This window comes from Nonomuraea sp. NPDC004354 (assembly GCF_053602555.1).
The window spans coordinates 224,367-242,509 of record NZ_JBSGDV010000012.1 but is presented as its reverse complement, the minus strand read 5'-3'; the positions used below and the strand labels follow the sequence as shown (position 1 = coordinate 242,509).

Annotated in this window: 18 protein-coding genes; 13 read left to right on the top strand and 5 right to left on the bottom strand. The window is 71.0% G+C overall.

Annotation, left to right across the window (positions count from 1 at the left end):
* Positions 1 to 97 precede the first annotated feature (97 nt).
* Both ACWENQ_RS29500 and ACWENQ_RS29495 read right to left on the bottom strand, forming a co-directional pair.
* Complete coding sequence (locus ACWENQ_RS29500) at positions 98 to 298, bottom strand: acyl-CoA carboxylase subunit epsilon (protein ID WP_354906115.1); 201 nt, start codon at positions 296 to 298, stop codon at positions 98 to 100.
* Positions 295 to 1,893: an acyl-CoA carboxylase subunit beta gene (locus ACWENQ_RS29495; protein WP_354906113.1), complete on the bottom strand. Its 1,599-nt coding sequence runs from the start codon at positions 1,891 to 1,893 to the stop codon at positions 295 to 297. The genes ACWENQ_RS29500 and ACWENQ_RS29495 overlap by 4 nt, the downstream gene beginning before the upstream one ends.
* Before the next feature lie 133 nt (positions 1,894 to 2,026).
* On the opposite strand from ACWENQ_RS29495, the gene ACWENQ_RS29490 reads away from it, so the two are divergent.
* The 4 genes from ACWENQ_RS29490 (at position 2,027) to ACWENQ_RS29475 (ending at position 7,443) form a co-directional block, all read left to right on the top strand.
* Positions 2,027 to 2,791 (top strand): ABC transporter ATP-binding protein, encoded by a 765-nt coding sequence (locus ACWENQ_RS29490; RefSeq protein ID WP_354906111.1) that lies wholly within the window; start codon positions 2,027 to 2,029, stop codon positions 2,789 to 2,791.
* Positions 2,767 to 4,326, top strand: coding sequence for a hypothetical protein (locus ACWENQ_RS29485; RefSeq protein ID WP_449920266.1), 1,560 nt, complete (start codon positions 2,767 to 2,769; stop codon positions 4,324 to 4,326). Before ACWENQ_RS29490 ends, ACWENQ_RS29485 begins: the two co-directional genes overlap by 25 nt.
* 64 nt (positions 4,327 to 4,390) lie before the next feature.
* Complete coding sequence (locus ACWENQ_RS29480; protein WP_449920269.1) at positions 4,391 to 7,015, top strand: phosphoenolpyruvate carboxylase; 2,625 nt, start codon at positions 4,391 to 4,393, stop codon at positions 7,013 to 7,015.
* Positions 7,012 to 7,443: a GNAT family N-acetyltransferase gene (locus ACWENQ_RS29475; RefSeq protein WP_449920272.1), complete on the top strand. Its 432-nt coding sequence runs from the start codon at positions 7,012 to 7,014 to the stop codon at positions 7,441 to 7,443. Before ACWENQ_RS29480 ends, ACWENQ_RS29475 begins: the two co-directional genes overlap by 4 nt.
* A gap of 196 nt (positions 7,444 to 7,639) precedes the next feature.
* Here the strand turns inward: ACWENQ_RS29475 and ACWENQ_RS29470 are convergent, their stop codons facing one another.
* The 3 genes from ACWENQ_RS29470 to fdhD all read right to left on the bottom strand — a co-directional run bounded on the left by ACWENQ_RS29470 (position 7,640) and on the right by fdhD (position 10,303).
* Positions 7,640 to 8,779, bottom strand: a complete 1,140-nt coding sequence (locus ACWENQ_RS29470; RefSeq protein ID WP_449920274.1) for a DUF418 domain-containing protein — start codon at positions 8,777 to 8,779, stop codon at positions 7,640 to 7,642.
* 204 nt (positions 8,780 to 8,983) lie between these two features.
* Complete coding sequence (locus ACWENQ_RS29465) at positions 8,984 to 9,391, bottom strand: peptidase inhibitor family I36 protein (RefSeq protein WP_354906104.1); 408 nt, start codon at positions 9,389 to 9,391, stop codon at positions 8,984 to 8,986.
* Between the two features lie 84 nt (positions 9,392 to 9,475).
* Positions 9,476 to 10,303 carry a formate dehydrogenase accessory sulfurtransferase FdhD gene (gene fdhD / locus ACWENQ_RS29460; RefSeq protein WP_449920278.1) on the bottom strand — a complete coding sequence of 276 codons (828 nt, stop codon included), beginning with the start codon at positions 10,301 to 10,303 and terminating at the stop codon, positions 9,476 to 9,478.
* Positions 10,304 to 10,471: 168 nt separating this feature from the next.
* Here fdhD and ACWENQ_RS29455 point away from each other — a divergent pair, with 168 nt between their 5' ends.
* The 9 genes from ACWENQ_RS29455 (at position 10,472) to ACWENQ_RS29415 (ending at position 17,944) form a co-directional block, all read left to right on the top strand.
* On the top strand, positions 10,472 to 11,317 hold the full coding sequence (locus tag ACWENQ_RS29455) for a biotin--[acetyl-CoA-carboxylase] ligase (RefSeq protein ID WP_452417150.1): 846 nt from the start codon (positions 10,472 to 10,474) through the stop codon (positions 11,315 to 11,317).
* A 34-nt stretch (positions 11,318 to 11,351) separates the two neighbouring features.
* Positions 11,352 to 11,864, top strand: a complete 513-nt coding sequence (locus ACWENQ_RS29450; RefSeq protein WP_449920284.1) for a PH domain-containing protein — start codon at positions 11,352 to 11,354, stop codon at positions 11,862 to 11,864.
* Between the two features lie 9 nt (positions 11,865 to 11,873).
* Entirely contained in the window at positions 11,874 to 12,830 is a 957-nt protein-coding gene (locus ACWENQ_RS29445; RefSeq protein ID WP_449920286.1) for an adenylate/guanylate cyclase domain-containing protein, read from the top strand.
* Positions 12,831 to 12,846: 16 nt separating this feature from the next.
* Complete coding sequence (locus tag ACWENQ_RS29440) at positions 12,847 to 13,932, top strand: S-(hydroxymethyl)mycothiol dehydrogenase (protein ID WP_449920288.1); 1,086 nt, start codon at positions 12,847 to 12,849, stop codon at positions 13,930 to 13,932.
* Positions 13,929 to 14,525 (top strand): MBL fold metallo-hydrolase, encoded by a 597-nt coding sequence (locus ACWENQ_RS29435; protein WP_354906096.1) that lies wholly within the window; start codon positions 13,929 to 13,931, stop codon positions 14,523 to 14,525. The genes ACWENQ_RS29440 and ACWENQ_RS29435 overlap by 4 nt, the downstream gene beginning before the upstream one ends.
* Before the next feature lie 337 nt (positions 14,526 to 14,862).
* Entirely contained in the window at positions 14,863 to 15,042 is a 180-nt protein-coding gene (locus tag ACWENQ_RS29430; RefSeq protein ID WP_354906094.1) for a (2Fe-2S)-binding protein, read from the top strand.
* A gap of 18 nt (positions 15,043 to 15,060) precedes the next feature.
* The gene (gene bfr, locus ACWENQ_RS29425; RefSeq protein ID WP_354906092.1) at positions 15,061 to 15,540 is read left to right on the top strand and encodes a bacterioferritin; all 480 of its coding nucleotides are present in this window, start codon (positions 15,061 to 15,063) and stop codon (positions 15,538 to 15,540) included.
* A 457-nt stretch (positions 15,541 to 15,997) separates the two neighbouring features.
* Entirely contained in the window at positions 15,998 to 16,666 is a 669-nt protein-coding gene (locus ACWENQ_RS29420) for a response regulator transcription factor (RefSeq protein ID WP_043620820.1), read from the top strand.
* Between the two features lie 3 nt (positions 16,667 to 16,669).
* The gene (locus tag ACWENQ_RS29415; RefSeq protein ID WP_354906091.1) at positions 16,670 to 17,944 is read left to right on the top strand and encodes an ATP-binding protein; all 1,275 of its coding nucleotides are present in this window, start codon (positions 16,670 to 16,672) and stop codon (positions 17,942 to 17,944) included.
* Positions 17,945 to 18,143 lie beyond the last annotated feature (199 nt).

Below are 18,143 nucleotides of genomic sequence, written 5' to 3'. Positions count from 1 at the left end.
CCAGGCCGCGGTGCTCGTTGATCGGCTGACTATATACGCCTACTTTTCTAGATAGTCCCAACTCCCGGCGAACTTGACACCCGTTTCTCAGGATCCTCTACGGCAAGGCGCTGTTTCGCCACGCCGACTTCCCAGGTACGAGAGGTTTACGCATGGCTCTGGCCGGGTTTCGCCATGTTTCGCGCTTCGGCTCCGCCGGGCGATCGGGTTCGGCGGAGCGGGAAGCGAGAACCGCCACCAGAGCCGCGATCTCCTCGGCGGTGGCGTCACCGCGAATAATTCGCAGATGCACCGTCATAGTGGGATGTTCCCATGCTTCTTCGGGGGAAGCGACGCCCGCTTGTTCCGCAGCGCGCGCAGCGCCCTGACGATCTGCACCCGGGTGTCGGAGGGCCGGATGACCGCGTCGACGTAGCCGCGCTCGGCGGCGAGGAACGGATTGGCCAGAGTGTCCTCGTACGCGGTGACCAGTCGGGCCCGCTCGGCGTCGGGATTCTCGGCGGCGGCCAGCTCGCGCCGGTAGAGGATGTTGACGGCGCCCTGCGCGCCCATGACCGCGATCTGCGCGGTGGGCCAGGCCAGGTTGATGTCGGCGCCGAGGTGCTTGGAGCCCATGACGTCGTAGGCGCCGCCATAGGCCTTGCGGGTGATGACCGTGACCAGCGGCACGGTGGCCTCGGCGTAGGCGTAGAGGAGCTTGGCGCCGCGCCTGATGATTCCGTTCCATTCCTGGTCGGTGCCCGGCAGGAATCCCGGGACGTCCACAAATGTCACTACGGGAATATTGAAAGCATCACAGGTCCGTACGAATCGTGCCGCCTTTTCGGACGCCGCAATATCGAGTGTTCCGGCGAAACTCATCGGCTGGTTGGCGACGATCCCGACCGAGCGTCCCTCGACCCGGCCGAAACCCACCACGATGTTCGGCGCGAACCTGGCATGGACCTCGAGGAACTCGCCGTCGTCGAGCACGTGCCCGATCACGGTGTGCATGTCGTAGGGCTGGTTGGCCGAGTCGGGGATGAGCGTGTCGAGCTCGCGGTCCTCGTCGGTGACCGTCAGCTCGGCCTCGGCGTCGTAGACGGGCGCCTCGTCCAGGTTGTTGGAGGGCAGGTAGGACAGCAGCGCCTTGGCCAGCTCGAGGCAGTCGGCCTCGTCGGCGGCCTCGAAGTGCGCCACGCCCGACCGGGAGTTGTGGGTGTGGGCGCCGCCGAGCTCCTCGAAGCTCACCTCCTCGCCGGTGACCGTCTTGATCACGTCGGGGCCGGTGATGAACATGTGCGACTTCTCCTGCACCATCAGGATGAAGTCGGTCAGCGCGGGGGAGTAGACCGCGCCGCCCGCGCACGGGCCCATGATCAGCGAGATCTGCGGCACCACGCCCGAGGCGTGGACGTTGCGCTTGAAGATCTCGGCGAACAGCCCGAGCGCGACCACGCCCTCCTGGATCCGCGCCCCTCCGCCGTCGTTGATGCCGACGATCGGGCAGCCGACCTTGAGCGCATGGTCCATGACCTTGACGATCTTCTCGCCGTAGACCTCGCCGAGCGAGCCGCCGAAGACCGTGAAGTCCTGGCTGTAGACGGCGACCGGACGGCCGTCCACGGTGCCGTGGCCGGTGACCACGCCGTCGCCGTAGGGCCGGTTGTCCTCGATGCCGAAGGCCGTCGCGCGGTGCCTGGCGAACTCGTCGAACTCGACGAAGGACCCCTCGTCGAGGAAGGCCGCCAGGCGCTCGCGCGCGGTCAGCTTGCCCTTGGCGTGCTGCTTCTCGACGGCGCGGGCCGAGCCCGCGTGCACGGCCTCGTCCTGCCGCCGCTCGAAGTCGGCGAGCTTGCCCGCCGTGGTGTGGATGTCGATCTCTGGGGGCCCGGACGGCAGCGCGGCACTCATGCCGTAAGACTAGCCCTGGGATCACGATGACACCCAGACCCGCACCGGCGCCCACCTCGGCGTGGACGAACTGTGATTCTTCCCAAGCGGTACGGTTGCCCACAAGGCCCCCCAAAGCACCAGACTGGTGGGCATGACGGAGGCGGTGCGTACAGAAGGCCTGTTCAAACGGTTCGGCCAGCAGGTGGCGGTGGCCGGGATCGACTTCACGGTGCCCGCGGGGAGCTTCGCGGGACTGGTCGGACCCAACGGCGCGGGCAAGACGACCACGCTGAGCATGATCACCGGCCTGCTCCGCCCCGACGGCGGCGTCGCGACGGTCGGCGGCGTCGACGTGTGGCGCGACCCCGTCCAGGTCAAGGCCCGCATCGGCGTCTTGCCCGAGGGCCTGCGACTGTTCGAGCGGCTGTCGGGCCGCGAACTGCTGCACTACAACGGCCGCCTGCGCGGCATCCCCAAGGCCGACGTCGAGCAGCGCGCCGAGGAACTGCTCCGCGTCATGGACCTGACCGATTCCGCCGACAAGCTCGTCGTCGACTACTCCACCGGCATGCGCAAGAAGATCGGCCTGGCCGCCGCGCTGCTGCACAACCCGGCGGTGCTCTTCCTCGACGAGCCCTTCGAGGGAGTCGACCCGGTCAGCGCCAACACCCTGACCGAGGTGCTGCGGCGCTACACCGCCTCCGGCTCCACCGTCATCTTCTCCAGCCACGTCATGGACCTGGTCGAGCGGCTGTGCGACTGGGTGTCGGTGATGAGCGGCGGCCGGATCGTCGCCCAGGGCCCGACCGCCGAGGTCCGCGCGGGCCGCAGCCTCAACCAGGCCTTCCTCGACCTCGTCGGCGTACGGCAGAGCGGGGAGGAGGGGCTGACGTGGTTGGGCTCTTCGTCGAACTGAAGCTCAGGCTGATCGCGGGCGGCCTGCGCGGCGACACCCAGCGCATCCTCGGCTTCGTCTTCTCCTTGCTGGCCGCGCTCGTGGTGGCGGCGGGCGGCTTCCTGCTGCTGGCGCTGCTCAGGGCGGCGCCGTCGGACATCGCCGCCGACATCGGCGTGATCGCCTTCACCGGGCTGCTGGTCTGCTGGGCCACCGTGCCCCTGCTGGCCTTCGGCCTCGACGACACCCTGGACCCGGCCAGGCTCGCCCTCTTCCCGCTGCGCACGCGGCAGCTGGCGGCCGGCATGTTCGCCGCGTCGGTCACCGGCGTGTGGCCGATCGTCTCTCTCGTGGTGACGGCGGGCGCGCTGGTGGGCCTCGCGCGCGGAGCGGGTGGCTTCCTGCTCGGCGTCGTCGCGGTGGTCCTGCAGTTCGCGCTCTGCATCGTCACCTCCCGGCTGATCACCACCGCGCTGTCCGGGCTGCTGCGCTCGCGCAGGGGCCGCGACCTGCTGGCCGTCGGCGTCATCGTCGTCGTGCTGCTGGCCCAGCTGCCCAACCTGATCGTCAACCGCGGCCTGAGCGGCGACCCGCGCGCGATTCTCGACAGCCTGGCGGCCGTGCTGCGCTGGACCCCGCCGGGCTGGGCCGCCCACGCCATCAGCGACGGCGGCGCGACCGCCGCGCTCGAGCTGGCCCTCCTCGCCCTGCTCGTCCTGGCGCTCGGCTGGCTGTGGATCAGGGCGCTGGGCCGCGCCCTGGTCACCACCGACGCCTCCACCCAGGCCGCCTCCGTGCGCCGCTCCAGCGGCCTGCTCGACCGGCTCCTGCCCGACGGCCGGGTGGCGGCCGTGGCGTCGAAGGAGCTGAAGTACGCCAGGCGCGACCCGCGCGGTCGCGTCGGCTGGTTCGCCTCGATCGCGGTGACGTGCGTGCTTGCCTTCTCCATCAACGGGCAGGGCTCGGGCGGCGGAGCGGGCGCCGCGATCGGCCCGGCCTGCGTCGGGGCGCTGATGATCGCCATGCAGCAGTGCAACAGCTTCGGCATCGACGGCCGGTCCCTGTGGATGAACGCCGTCGTCTACGGCGACGCCCGTGACCTGCGCGGCGACCTGGCGGGCCGGCACCTGGCCGTGGCGGTCATCGCGGTCCCTGTCCTGGTGGCGCTCGCCGTGGTCGGCGGGCTGTTCGCCGGCAGCCTGGCGTGGGCGGTGCCCGCCGCGCTGACCGCGTGGGGCGTGCTCGGCGTCGGGCTCGGCGTCGGCGCGGTGACCAGCGTGCTGGTGCCGTACACGGTGCCGGACCGGCTCAACGCCTTCACCGGCGCGGCGCCGGGCCAGGGCGGGGTGGCCTTCGTCGCCTCCTTCGCCGCCATGATCGCCACCGCCGTGCTCGCCCTCCCCGTCGCGCTGCCCGTCCTGCTGGGCGCCGGCTGGGTGAGCGTCGTGGCGCTGCCGTACGGCGTCGCGCTGGCGTGGGCGGGCAGGCACGTGGCGGGCCGGGCGGGCTATCCGCGGATGCCGGAGCTGCTCGCGGCGGTCTCCAGGCCCACCTAATGGTCTAGTCCATTTGGTGAGACCGGTCTCCAGTCACGCGAGACGAGTGGATATCGTGCGAAGCATGATTGACCAGGCCATCCCGCGCCACAGTGCCGTCAGCGAGATGCCCGACGAGCTCCGCCGCGACGTGCGGCTGCTCGGCGAGCTGCTGGGCCAGGTGATCGCCGAGCAGGGCGGTCCCGGCCTCCTGGAGGATGTCGAACGCCTGCGCAAAGCGGTCATCGGCGCGCGCCGCGGCGAGGTGTCCCACGAGGACGTCGCGGCGATCGTAGGCGCATGGGAGATCGACCGGGCGGTCCAGATCGCCCGGGCGTTCACCTGCTACTTCCATCTGGCCAACCTGGCCGAGGAGCACTACCGCATCCGCACCCTGCGCGAGCGCGACACGGGTGAGGCCGTCCAGCGCGAGTCGCTGGCCTCCGCCGTCGAGGAACTGGGCAGCGACCGCGTCGCCGAGCTGGTCGAGGGCCTCGAACTGCACCCCGTGCTCACCGCGCACCCCACCGAGGCGCGCAGGCGCGCGGTCGTCACCGCCATCCAGCGCGTCAGCGGCCAGCTCACCGAGTACAACACCCCGGGGCGCGGCTCCTCCGAGCGGGCCGAGAGCAGGCGCAGGCTGCTGGAGGAGATCGACCTCCTCTGGCGTACGGCCCAGCTGCGCAACACCAAGCTCGACCCGCTCGACGAGGTGCGCACCGCGATGGCCGCCTTCGACGAGACGCTCTTCCGGGTGGTGCCCCAGGTCTACCGCTCGCTCGACGCCGCCCTCGGCCCCGGCACGGGCACCCGCGCGCCGCTGGCCAGGCCGTTCATTCGCTACGGGTCGTGGATCGGCGGCGACCGCGACGGCAACCCCAACGTCACCGCCAAGGTCACCCGCGAGGCCGTCCTCATCCAGGCCGAGCACGTGCTGACGGCGCTGGAGACCGCCACCGTCCGCATCGCCCGCACGCTCACCCCGGCCGCCCAGTTCACCCCGCCCTCCGCCGAGCTGCGCAAGGCGCTGGCCGCCGCCCAGGACTCCCACCCCGACCTGGTCTCCGAGCTGGCCACCCGCTCGCCGTCCGAGCCGCACCGGCAGTGGCTGCTGTTCGTCGGCGCCCGCGTGGGCGCCACCCGCAGGCGCGACCTCGACCTCGCCTACCGCGCGCCGTCCGACCTGCTGGCCGACCTGCGCCTCGCCCAGCAGTCGCTGATCGAGGCGGGCGCCGCCAGGCAGGCCTACGGCGAGCTGCAGCACCTCGTCTGGCAGGTCGAGACGTTCGGCTTCCACCTGGCCGAGCTGGAGGTGCGCCAGCACTCCCAGGTCCACGCCGCCGCGCTGGAGGAGATCCGCGCCGGCGGGCCGCTGTCGGAGCGCACCGAGGAGGTCCTGGCCACCATCCGGGTGATCGCCTGGATCCAGGAGCGCTTCGGCACCACCGCCTGCTCCCGCTACGTGGTGTCGTTCACCCGCGGCGCCGACGACATCGCCGCCGTCCACGAGCTGGCCTTCCACGCGCTGGGCGAGCGCGCGCCCGTCCTCGACGTGGTGCCGCTGTTCGAGTCGGGCCAGGACCTCGACAACTCCGCCGACGTGCTGGCCGGCATGCTCGACCTGCCCCAGGTGCGGCGCCGGCTGGCCGACAACGACCGCCGCCTGGAGGTCATGCTCGGCTACTCCGACTCCGCCAAGGAGCTCGGCCCCGCGGCGGCGACGATGAAGCTCTACGAGGCGCAGGAACGGCTGACCGCGTGGGCGCTGGCCAACGACGTCAAGCTCAGGCTCTTCCACGGTCGCGGCGGCGCGCTCGGTCGCGGCGGCGGCCCGGCCAACCGGGCGGTGCTCGCCCAGGCGCCCGGCTCGGTGGCGGGCAGGTTCAAGGTGACCGAGCAGGGCGAGGTCATCTTCGCCCGCTACGGCCACCAGGCCATCGCCCGCCGCCACATGGAGCAGGTCGCCAACGCCGTCCTGCTGGCCTCCTCGCCGACCGTCGGGGCGCGCACCGCGGCCGCCGCCGCCCGCTTCCGCGGCCTGGCCTCGCAGGTGGCCGCCGCCTCCGAGCGCGCCTACCGCGCGCTCACCGAGGCGCCCGGCTTCCCCGAGTGGTTCGCGCTGGTCAGCCCGCTGGAGGAGATCGGCTCGCTGCGTCTTGGCTCCCGTCCTGCGCGCCGCGGGCTCGGTGCCCCCCGCTCCCTCGACGACCTGCGCGCCATTCCGTGGGTGTTCGCCTGGGCGCAGACGCGGGTCAACCTGCCCGGCTGGTACGGCCTGGGCAGCGGCCTGGCCGCCGTCGAGGACCTCGGCGAGCTGCAGGCGGCCTACCGGGAGTGGCCGCTGTTCGCCTCGCTGCTCGACAACGTCGAGATGTCGCTGGCCAAGACCGACCGGTCCATCGCGGCCCGCTACCTCGCTCTGGGCGGCAGGACGGACTTCGCGGCGCAGGTGCTGGAGGAGTACGACAGGACCAGGCGCCTGGTGCTGTCGGTGACCGGGCACTCCCGGCTGCTGGAGAACAGGAAGGTCCTGTCGCGGGCCGTCCAGCTGCGCGACCCGTACGTGGACGCGCTCTCCCACCTGCAGCTGCGCGCGCTCACCGCCCTGCGGACCACCGACGACCTGACCGAGACCGAACGAGAACGGCTGTCGACGCTGCTGCTGCTGTCGGTGAACGGCGTCGCCGCGGGATTGCAGAACACCGGATGATCAGACTCGCCCACCCCGACGACCTGCCCGCCATCGAGAAGATCGTCGCCGCCGCCTACCAGCCGTGGGCGGAGGTCATCGGCATCCGCCCCAAGCCGATGGACGACGACTACGCCGCCCACCTCGCGGCCGGTCACGTGTTCGTCCTCGACGACCTGCGCGGCCTGATCGTGCTGGTGCCCGAGGACGGCGTGCTGTACGTGGACAACGTGGCGGTCCGGCCCGACCAGCACGGCCAGGGCCTGGGGAAACGGTTGCTCGCCTTCGCCGAGTCGCGGGCCGTGGCGTTGGGCCTGCCCGCGCTGCGGCTGATCACCAACGCCAAGATGACCCCGAACATCGCGCTCTACCGGCGGCTCGGCTACACCGTCACCTCGGTGGAGGCCGTCGGGCCGCGCGAGGTGGTCTTCATGCGCAAGGAGCTCTAGCCGGCCGAGCCGGCGAAAAACCCAACTACCGAAATATCCGGAAAAGCGGACGCTTGGCGTGCTTCCGGACCACAATGGCGGTGAGCGCCCGCACGCCAGGGCGCGATCCGCGCGTGCCCCAGGCCCTTCCCCCTCGCCCGGGGCCCGCGCGGCCTTCCGCAGGGCGGCCACCGGTCAGCGGCGGCCGCCCCGGGCGTCACCGCAGGTTCGTCAGGGCGCGCAGGCCGTACTCGACGGGGCCGTAGCGGTGCCCGCGCAGCCACCAGGCGCTCAGCGCCGCCAGCACCGCGTAGATCAGCGCGGCCACCCCCATCACCGCGATCGGTTCGAGCCGGCCGGCCAGCGCCAGGCCGTACCCGGTGAAGACCAGGCACATCAGCACCGACTGGCCGATGTAGTTGGACGCCGCCACCCGGCCGGGGCCGGACAGCACCGTGCCCACCAGGGGGAAGCGCCTGACCAGCTGGAGCAACGTGACCACGTAGGCGGCCGACAGGAACAGCGACGTGACGTTGTTGACCGCGACGCCGACCAGCACCCAGCTCCCCGACGCGGTGCTCGACCAGGTGAAGAACGCCGCCGCCGGCAGGCCGACGCCGAAGCCGACGAGCTGGATGCGCGGCACCAGGCGCGCCCACCGCTCCGGCTCCTCGAACAGCCGAGACTTGCCGGCCGCCATCCCGAACAGGAACAACGCCATCGCCATCGGCCCCTGCCCGAGCCAGACGAACAGCGCCAGCATCGGGTAGGTCTCGGCCTGGTAGGTCAGGAAGTCCAGCGGGCTCCCGGTGAACAGCGCCAGCGCCCTCGCGGCCTCGGTGGGGTCGGCGGCCTGGTCCGCGGCGGCGGTGGGGTCGAGCAGGGTCAGCCCGGCCAGCGCCAGCCAGAGCACCGTCAGCACACCGATGATCGTCACACCGGTGATGACGGCGGTTCGCGGGCGGACGTTGCGCATGGCCAGCAGGATCAACCCCAGGGCGGCGTAGAGGGTGAGGATGTCGCCGATCCACAGCAGGAAGCCCTGCGCCACGCCCAGCGCGAACAGGCCGAGGCAGCGGCGCAGCATGCGCCCCCTGACCTGGTCGCCCCACGAGCGCATCTGGAGGGTGAAGGAGTAGCCGAACAGGAAGGAGAAGATCACGTAGAACTTCGTCAGGACCAGAGTGGTGACGACCGAGGCCACGGCGCCTTCGGGGATCTGCGCCGCGCCTCCGGCGGCGGCGCCGGGGTCGGCGAAGAAGCCGATGTTCGCCAGCAGGATGCCGGCGAGGGCGAAGCCGCGGACGGCGTCTATCTCGTGGATGCGCCTGGTCGGGGGTGCCACGGTCTGCGTCATGACGACGACGCTAGAGATCGCCCGCGGCACGGCACATCGAACCTCGGGCCCTCGCGCATCCGACCAAAGTCGTCCCCGCCTTCGCCCTTCGGATCGCCAGGGACGCGCGGGTAGCCGTGGACGCGGAGCCCCCGGACACCCGCCACGGGTGCCCACAGAAGAACGGCCCGGCATCTCGCCATGCCGGGCCGTTCTCCGCCTGTGTCAGTGGGCCTTCACCAGGACCTCGGGCTCGTAGCAGGAGGGACCGTTCGGGCCACCGATCCGGACGGAGTCGAAGAAGTCGCGGTAGGTGCTGAAGAAGTTGCCCTTGCCGCCCGGAGAGGTCACCGCCGAGCAGCCGCCGTAGTTTGCCTCGGAGTACAGGTGGATGATCGAACTCGTACGGTTCCAGTCGGACTTGGCCCGGTCGGCCATGTTCAAAGCGGCGAGATCCGGCGTGTTGGCCTGGATCTCGATGATGTCACCCGTGCCGTCGAGGCCGGAGAACATGCAGTAGTAGCCGGCGCGGCAGCGGTCGTAGCCGTCGGCGGCGTGGGCGGGAGTGGTGGGCAGGATGGACAGCGCAACGGCCGCGATGGGAAACGCCAGCATGTGAAGCTTCTTGTCCACTACCTCTCCTTACCTGAAACTTTTCTTCGGCGAACGCCACGACCATACATGACCCGATCTTGCGGGAGAAGGGGCCGCGAACGGCTAGAGGGCGATGCGCTCCCTGCCGGCGTAGACGTTGCACCGCTCCTCGCGCAGGAACCCGACCAGCGTCATCCCGAACTCCCTGGCCAGCTCCACCGCCAGCGACGACGGCGCCGACACCGCGCACACCATCGGGATGCCGGCGGCCAGCGCCTTCTGCATGATCTCGTAGCTGGCCCTGCCGCTGACCATCAGCACGTGCCCGGCCAGGTCCGCGCCGGTCAGGGACGCCCATCCGACCAGCTTGTCGACCGCGTTGTGCCGGCCGACGTCCTCCCTGAGCGCCACCAGCGCGCCGTCGGCCGAGAACAGCCCGGCCGCGTGCAGGCCACCGGTCTTGCCGAAGCCGCCCTGAGCCTCCCTGAGCCGGTGCGGCATGCCGTACAGGGTCTCGGGGGTGATCGACAGCTCCCCCTGCGGCAGCGGGCGGCAGCGGTCGCGCAGCGCGTCGAGGCTGGCCGAGCCGCAGACCCCGCAGGCGCTGGAGGTGACGAAGTGCCGGTCGAGGGCCGGCAGGTCGGGAATCGGGCGGTCCAGCGCCACCGTGACGGTGTTGTAGCGGGCCTCCGGCGGCACGTCCTCGTCGGTGCAGTAGCCGATGGCTCTGATCTCGCCACGCCCGGCCACCCCCTCGCCGTGCAGGAACCCGGCCGCCAGCTCGAAGTCGTGGCCGGGCGTGCGCATGGTGATCGCCACGGTCCTGCGCTCGCCACCCGGGGAGGTGACGCGGATCTCCATGGGTTCCTCGGTGGCGAGGTGATCGCGCCGATCCCGGGCGGTCTTCCCGGACAGGACGGTGATCTGGGCGCGCGTGGTGGGCGTTGTCACCTTTCGTACCCTACGCAGGACCGTTCGCCGAGGTCGCCCCGTCCCCGCCGTCGAGCCGGCGGGGGTGCCGCCGGAGGTCCGTCGGAGTGGTCAGGGGCGTACGACCTTGGGGAAAGGTTGTGGTGCGCCCCGATACAGCGGCGCAGGGCGATGGGAGAGGATGGACAGGTGTCCGACTCACCTTTCACCGACCTCGACCGCCCGCCGCTGAACCAGGCGGCGCTCAGCCGCGCCCTGGTCAGGCCCGGCGGCCTGTGGACCGAGATCACCGTCGTGGACCGTACCGGCTCCACCAACGCGGACCTCACCGAGCGTGCCAGGGCGGGTGCGCCGGAGGGCACGGTGCTGATCGCCGAGACGCAGGTCAAGGGCAGGGGCAGGCTGGGCAGGACCTGGAACGCGCCACCCCGGTCCGGGCTCACCTTCTCCGTGCTCCTGCGCCCCGGCGTGCCGCCCTCCCGGCAGGGCTGGCTGTCGCTGCTGTTCGGCGTGGCCGCCGCCTCCGCCGTCCGGCGTGTCGCCGAGCTGGACGTCAGGCTGAAGTGGCCGAACGACCTGCTGGTCGGCGATCGGAAGCTGGCGGGCATCCTGGCCGAGCGGATCGAGGACGGCGCGGTGATCATCGGCATGGGGCTGAACGTCTCGCTCCGCCCCGAGGAGCTGCCCGTCGAGACCGCCACCTCCATCGCCATCGAGCTCGGCGCCTCCACGGCCGAGCCCGACCGGGAGCGCGCCAGAGGCACCGACCGGGATCCCCTGATCAGGGCCATCCTGCGGGAGATCGAGACCCACTACCGCGACTGGATCGCGGTCGGCGGCGACCCCGACGCCGCGGGCCTGCGCGCCGCCTACCAGGCCTCGAGCGCCACGATCGGCCGCGAGGTGCGGGTGGAGCTGCCCGGCGAGCGCACGCTGACCGGCACGGCCACGGGCATCGACCCGTCCGGGCGACTGCAGGTCGGCGAGCAGACGCTCAGCGCGGGGGACGTGGTCCACGTTCGCCCGTCGTCATAGCGTTCGGCGAGGGGTCCGTGCCACGATTTCTGCCATGACTCTCCCGGATCACCACCTGACTCAGGGCGAACGCCGCATCCGGTCGTTCCACCCGCACTGGAAGCGGCTCGTCGGGCCCGCGGTCGCGCTCGTGCTCATCCTCGCCGCCATGGGCGCGGGCCTCTACCTGATCCCCGGCGACTGGGAGTTCGCGTTCTACGGCAGGGCGACGGTGATCGTCATCGCGGTCATCCTGCTGACGATCTGGTCGTTCGTCCCCTACCTGCAGTGGAAGAACACCGGCTACGTGCTCACCACGCACCGGTTCACGATCAGCACCGGCGTGCTGAACAAGTCGACCGACGAGATCCCCCTCACCAAGGTCAACTCGGTCAGCTCCGACCAGTCATTCGTCGAGCGCATCCTGGGCTGCGGCACGCTGACCGTCGAGTCGGCCAGCGACCAGGGCCAGCTCGCGCTGCGCGACATCCCGAAGATCCAGGATGTGCGGGCGGACCTGTTCCGCGCCGTCGAGGACGTCTCCGACGGTGCCGTCGACGGAAAGTAGACCTGCGCGATGAGGCCCACGGCGGAGGAGATCGAACGCCTGCTGGTCGGCACCACCGCCCGCTACACCAGGAGCGAGGTGGCCGGCGGGGCGGGCGTGTCGCAGGAGCTGGCCGAGCGGATCTGGCGCGCGCTCGGGTTCGCGACGCTCGCCGACGACGCCGTCGCCTTCTCCGACGCCGACGTGGTCACGCTGCGCAGGGTGCGCACGATGCTCGACAGCGGCCTGCTCGACGAGCCCACGGTGATCCGCCTGGCCAGGGCGCTGGGCCAGACCACCGCGCGGCTCGCCCAGTGGCAGGCCGAGATCATGATCGGGGCGCTGATGCCGGGCGAGAAGCCGTCCGACGGCGACCTCGCCAGGATCCTGGAGACGTCACAGCGGCTTCTTCCCGACTTCGAGCAGGTGCTCGTGCACGTCTGGCGGGCCCAGCTGGCCGCGGCCGGCACCCGCCTGCTCGCGATGGCCGACATCAACGACGAGCGGGTCCTCACCCGCGTGTCGATGGCCGTGGGCTTCGCCGACCTCGTCTCCTTCACCAGGCGGTCGAGGGAGCTGTCGGAGCGGGAGCTGGCCGAGCTCGTCGAGGGGTTCGAGTCGCGCGCCGCCGACGTGGTCGCCGCCCACGGCGCCCGGCTGGTCAAGACGCTGGGCGACGAGGTGCTGTTCACCGCGCCCACGCCCGCGCAGGCCGCCGAGATCGCGCTGGACCTCGTCGAGACGGGGGAGCTGCGCATCGGCATGGCCTACGGTCCCGTGCTGCCGATGATGGGCGACGTGTTCGGCACGACCGTCAACCTGGCCGCCAGGCTGACGGCCATCGCGCGGCCGGGCACCATCGTCATCGACGCCGAGCTGGCCGACGGTCTGGAAGGCGAGAACGTCGATCTGCACAGGATTCGCCGCCGGCCCGCACGAGGGCTCGGCGTGGTGCAGCCGTATGTCTTGCGAAGATCTTCGTCCTGAGCGGATGATGAGCGGCATGCCGTACGAAGTTCAGGGCGTCGTCGCCCGAGGTAAGGGGCAGGACGTCACCGTCGAGACGGTGCTGGTGCCGGATCCGGGGCCGGGCGAGGCGGTCGTGGCCGTGAAGGCGTGCGGGGTCTGCCACACCGACCTCCACTACCGGGAGGGCGGCATCAGCGACGACTACCCGTTCCTGCTCGGTCACGAGGCCGCCGGTGTCGTCGAGGCGGTCGGGGAGGGGGTCACCGGCCTGGCGCCCGGCGACTACGTGATCCTCAACTGGCGCGCGGTCTGCGGCAACTGCCGCGCCTGCCTGCGCGGCCGGCCCTGGTACTGCTTCGCCACCCACAACGCCGCGCAGAAGATGACGCTGAAGGACGGCACCGAGCTCAGCCCCGCGCTCGGCATCGGCGCGTTCATCGAGAAGACGCTGGTCGCGGCGGGGCAGTGCACCAAGGTGTCCGCCGAGGCGCCGCCCGAGGTGGCCGGCCTGCTCGGCTGCGGCGTGATGGCGGGCCTCGGCGCCGCGCTCAACACGGGCAACGTCTCGCGCGGCGACAGCGTGGCCGTCATCGGCTGTGGCGGCGTCGGCGACGCGGCCATCCTGGGCGCCTCCCTCGCCGGAGCCTCGAAGATCATCGCGATCGACGTCGACGACCGGAAGCTGGGCTGGGCCCGCGACTTCGGCGCCACCGACGTCGTGAACTCGCGCACGCAGGACCCCGTGGCCGCCGTCCGTGAGCTGACCGGCGGGTTCGGCGCCGACGTCGTCATCGAGGCGGTCGGCCGCCCCGAGACCTACGAGCAGGCCTTCTACGCCCGCGACCTGGCGGGCGTCGTCGTCCTGGTGGGCGTGCCGACGCCGGACATGCGGCTGGAGCTGCCCCTGCTGGACGTCTTCGGCCGCGGCGGCGCGCTGAAGTCCTCCTGGTACGGCGACTGCCTGCCCTCCCGTGACTTCCCCATGCTCATCGACCTCTACCTGCAGGGACGGCTCCCGCTCGACCGGTTCGTGTCGGAGACCATCGCCCTCGACCAGGTCGAGGACGCCTTCGCCCGGATGCACAGGGGCGAGGTCCTGCGCTCGGTGGTGACGCTGTGATCGACAGGGTCATCACCTCGGGCACGTTCTCCCTCGACGGCGGCACCTGGGACGTCGACAACAACGTCTGGCTGGTCGGCGACGCCCGCTCGGTGGTCGTCATCGACGCGGCCCACTCCGCCGACAGGATCGCCGAGCGGGTGGGCGGCAGGACCGTCACGGCGATCGTCTGCACCCACGCCCACAACGACCACATCAACGCCGCCGCCGCGCTGTCGGAGCTGACGGGCGCGCCGATCCTGCTGCATCCCGCCGACCAGCCGCTGTGGGAGATGGAGTACGGCGACGCGGTGCCGTACCGGCCGCTGGAGGACGGGCAGGTGCTGTCGGCGGGCGGGGTGGAGCTCCAGGTCATCCACACGCCGGGGCACGCGCCGGGCGCGGTGTGCCTCTACGCGCCCGAGCTCGGCGCGGTCTTCACCGGCGACACGCTGTTCGAGGGCGGTCCCGGCGCGACCGGCAGGTCGTTCTCCTCCAGGGAGACGCTGGTCGACTCGATCAGGACCAGGCTGCTGCCGCTGCCGAAGGAGACCGTCGTCCACACCGGGCACGGCGCCTCCACCACCATCGGCGCGGAGAGCGCGTCCTTCTAGGGGCTTCCTGAGTCCCTCTCCACACCTCCGGGGGGAGTGGCACCTCCCTCCGGAGGCGCACGCCGCGCGGCGCGGACGTCGTGGGCCGGCGTGTGCCGCCGGTGACGGGTACGCATGCGTGCCGGATCGCGCGAGAGCCGACGGGGATCATGAGGGTGCCGGCCGGGCGCTGCGTAGCCGGCTCGCTACCTGGCGAAACCTATCCCCGGAGGAGCAATGTCCTCTTATGGGGGATTTATGCCTGTGTCGCACCTCATGTAGGCAAGCCTAACCAACGTGAGTTATCTTAGGTGTGCCTAACCTTAAGGCTCCGTTCCTGCGAGAGGTCTGTCCCCCAATGTACGTATGCGTCTGCCGAGCCGTGACCGAGAACGAGGTCCACGACTGCATCGCCGCGGGCGCCAAGAGTGCACGGCAGATCCGCGACACCACGGGTGCCGGCAGCGACTGTGCCTCTTGCGTTCGCAAGATCTGTGCGATCCTGAAGCGGTCCGAGGACCTGATTCCGACCGCATAGCACGAGGGGCCCAGTTCAATGCAGGGCGACAAGCAGATCATCGAGCTGCTCAACGAGCAGCTGACCGCGGAGCTCACCGCTATCAACCAGTACTTCCTGCACGCGAAGATGCAGGAGAACTGGGGATACACGAGGCTGGCCAAGCACACGCGCGACGAGTCGATCGACGAGATGCGCCATGCCGAGAGGCTCACCGACCGCATCCTCTTTCTCGAAGGACTGCCCAACTACCAGCGGCTCGGCACCCTCCACATCGGCCAGACCGTGGAGGAGCAGCTCAGGGCCGACCTCGAGGTCGAGCTGAGCGTGGTCAACCGGCTCAAGCCGGCCATCCAGCTGATGCGCGAGAAGGGCGACACGACCTCCGCCCGCCTCTTCGAGGACATCCTCGAGGACGAAGAGCAGCACATCGACTACCTCGAGACCGAGCTGGGGCTCATCCAGAGCCTGGGCGAGCAGCTCTACCTCGCCCGCTACGCCGAGCCGCCGTCCGACTAGCCCGCACCGGGTCGCACCAGGCCGCCCCGCCCGCCGTGACGTCCGTTCCGGCGGGCGTTCGGCTGCCTTGGGTCTGCTATGCGTGACATGTCGGTTTTACTTTCGGCCCCGACACGCCGGTCCGGCCTCCCTCGGGCCGCCGTCCAGCCGTCCGGGCAAACCAGGCGCTTCCGGACGGCGTAGCGGCGGGAAGCGGAGTCCGCGGGAGTGGCGTGAAGGACGGACGGCCTGCGGTGACCACGGTGGCCGTGGGACGGCTTGCCGTACCGGAGGGAGGGACGGGGGCTTGCCGTACCGCAGACAAGAGCGGACGCTGGAGACCGGGGAATGTGTGGGGCATTAAACCCGCACTAGCCGTCATTTATCAGCGTTTGCCCAGGTCAATAGATAGGTCAAACGCGAGTCAAACCGCGCGCTGTGCCCGGGAAACGATCGCCTAAGGTCCTACGATCGCTTCATGACCTGCGTACTTCTCGCCGAGGATGACACCTCGATTTCCGAGCCACTCGCGCGCGCCCTGCGCCGCGAGGGCTACCAGGTTGAGGTGAGCCCCGACGGCCCGCAGGCCCTCGAGAGGGCTCTGTCGGGAGGCATCGACCTCATCGTTCTCGACCTTGGCCTGCCCGAGATGGACGGCCTCGAGGTCGCCCGCCGGATCCGCGCCGAAGGGCACGGCACGCCGGTGCTCATCCTCACCGCACGCGTCGACGAAGTCGACACCGTCGTCGGCCTCGACGCCGGTGCCGACGACTACGTCACCAAGCCCTTCCGCCTCGCCGAACTCCTCGCCCGCGTCCGGGCGCTGCTCCGGCGCGGCACGTCCGAGACCCCTGTCGTCCAGGGAGTCCGCATCGACGCCGACTCCCGTCGCGCGTGGATGGGCGAGAAGGAGCTCCACCTGACCACCAAGGAGTTCGACCTGCTGCGCGTCCTCGTGCGCGACGCCGGCAAGGTCGTCACCCGCGAACAGATCATGCGTGAAGTCTGGGACACCAACTGGTGGGGTTCCACCAAGACCCTCGACATGCACATCTCCTGGCTCCGGCGCAAGCTCGGCGACGATGCCGCCAAGCCGCGCTACATCACCACTGTCAGGGGAGTCGGCTTCCGATTCGAGCGAGAGTAGGCAGTGCGCCGCCGCCTACTCTCCTCCACCCTGGTCGTCGCGGTCATCGCGGTCCTCCTGCTCGGGGTGCCCCTGGGCGTGGTGGTCAGCCGGCTGATCGTCGAGGACGCCAACCAGCAGCTGAGGGCGGAGGCGACCCGCCTCGTGGGTGAGGTGGAATACGCCCGCATCCAGGAGACACCGCTCGACCCGCAGCAGCTGAAACAGAAGTATCCGGACCGATACATCCAGATCTATGTGAACGGCAACCCGCCGACGGCTACCGTCGTCGGCGCCTCCCCGCCGTCCGGCCACTCCATGCACGAGGAAGCCAAGTCGGACAGCGGCATCTACGTCAGGGTGAGCCGCGACAGGGACCAGGTGGAGCGAGACGTTCGTGCTCGCCTGCTCCTCATCGTGGCACTGGCCGCCGCGGCACTCGCGGTCGCGGTGGGTCTCGCCATCGTGCAGTCCCGCCGGCTCACCCTTCCCCTGCAGGACCTCGCCAAGATCGCTGACCGGCTGGGTTCCGGAGACGCTCGGCCCAGCAAGCACCGCTACGGCATCCCCGAGCTCGACCGCGTCGCCGAGGTGCTCGACCGCAGCGCCACCCGCATCTCCGACCTGATCACCCGCGAGCGCGAGTTCGCCACCGACGCCTCCCACCAGCTGCGCACCCCCCTCACCGGGCTCACCATGCGCCTGGAGGAGATCGTCGCCGCCTCCCACGATCCCGCGATCGTCCGCGAGGAGGGCGAGGCCGCCATCATCCAGGCCGAACGCCTCACCGCGGTCATCGACGAGCTGCTTGCCGCCGCCCGCCGCCAGCGGATCGCCCAGGCCGAGCCGATCTCCGTCGACGAGGTCCTCGTCCAGCAGGTCACCGAGTGGGAGCCCGCCTTCCGCCGCGCCGGCCGGTCGCTGTCCCTCGGCGGTGCCCGCGGCCTCAAGGCCCTCGCCACCGGCGGCGGTCTCGGCCAGGTCATCGCCTCGCTGCTGGAGAACTCCATCCAGCACGGCGGCGGCGCCGTCTCGGTGTCGACCAGCAGCAGCGACAACTACATCGTCATCGAGGTGGCCGACGAAGGGCCCGGCATCTCCGACGAGATCGCGCCCAAGGTCTTCGAACGGAACGTCAGCGGTGGCGGCGGCACCGGCCTCGGGCTCACGCTGGCCCGCGCGCTGGCCGCCGCGGACGGCGGGCGGCTCGAACTCGTGCGCCGCAGGCCGGCGGTGTTCGCGATCTTCCTGCGCCCGGCCGACAACCCGAGCCGCCGCGTGGTGACCGGCCCGGCCTGAACCGCTCGACACCCGGGCGCGCCGCCATGGAACGGCAGGTCATGGAGGGGGCGGCGCCCGGGCCCGTTTCGTGCGGCGAAGACCGGCACCCGGGCCGCCGGAGCGCCGGAGACCGCTCGACGCCGGAGAGCGGGGCAGTGGGGCTGACCGGCTCACGGCCCGGCGTCCGGATCTTCGGGGAAGCGACGTCCGGGGGCGG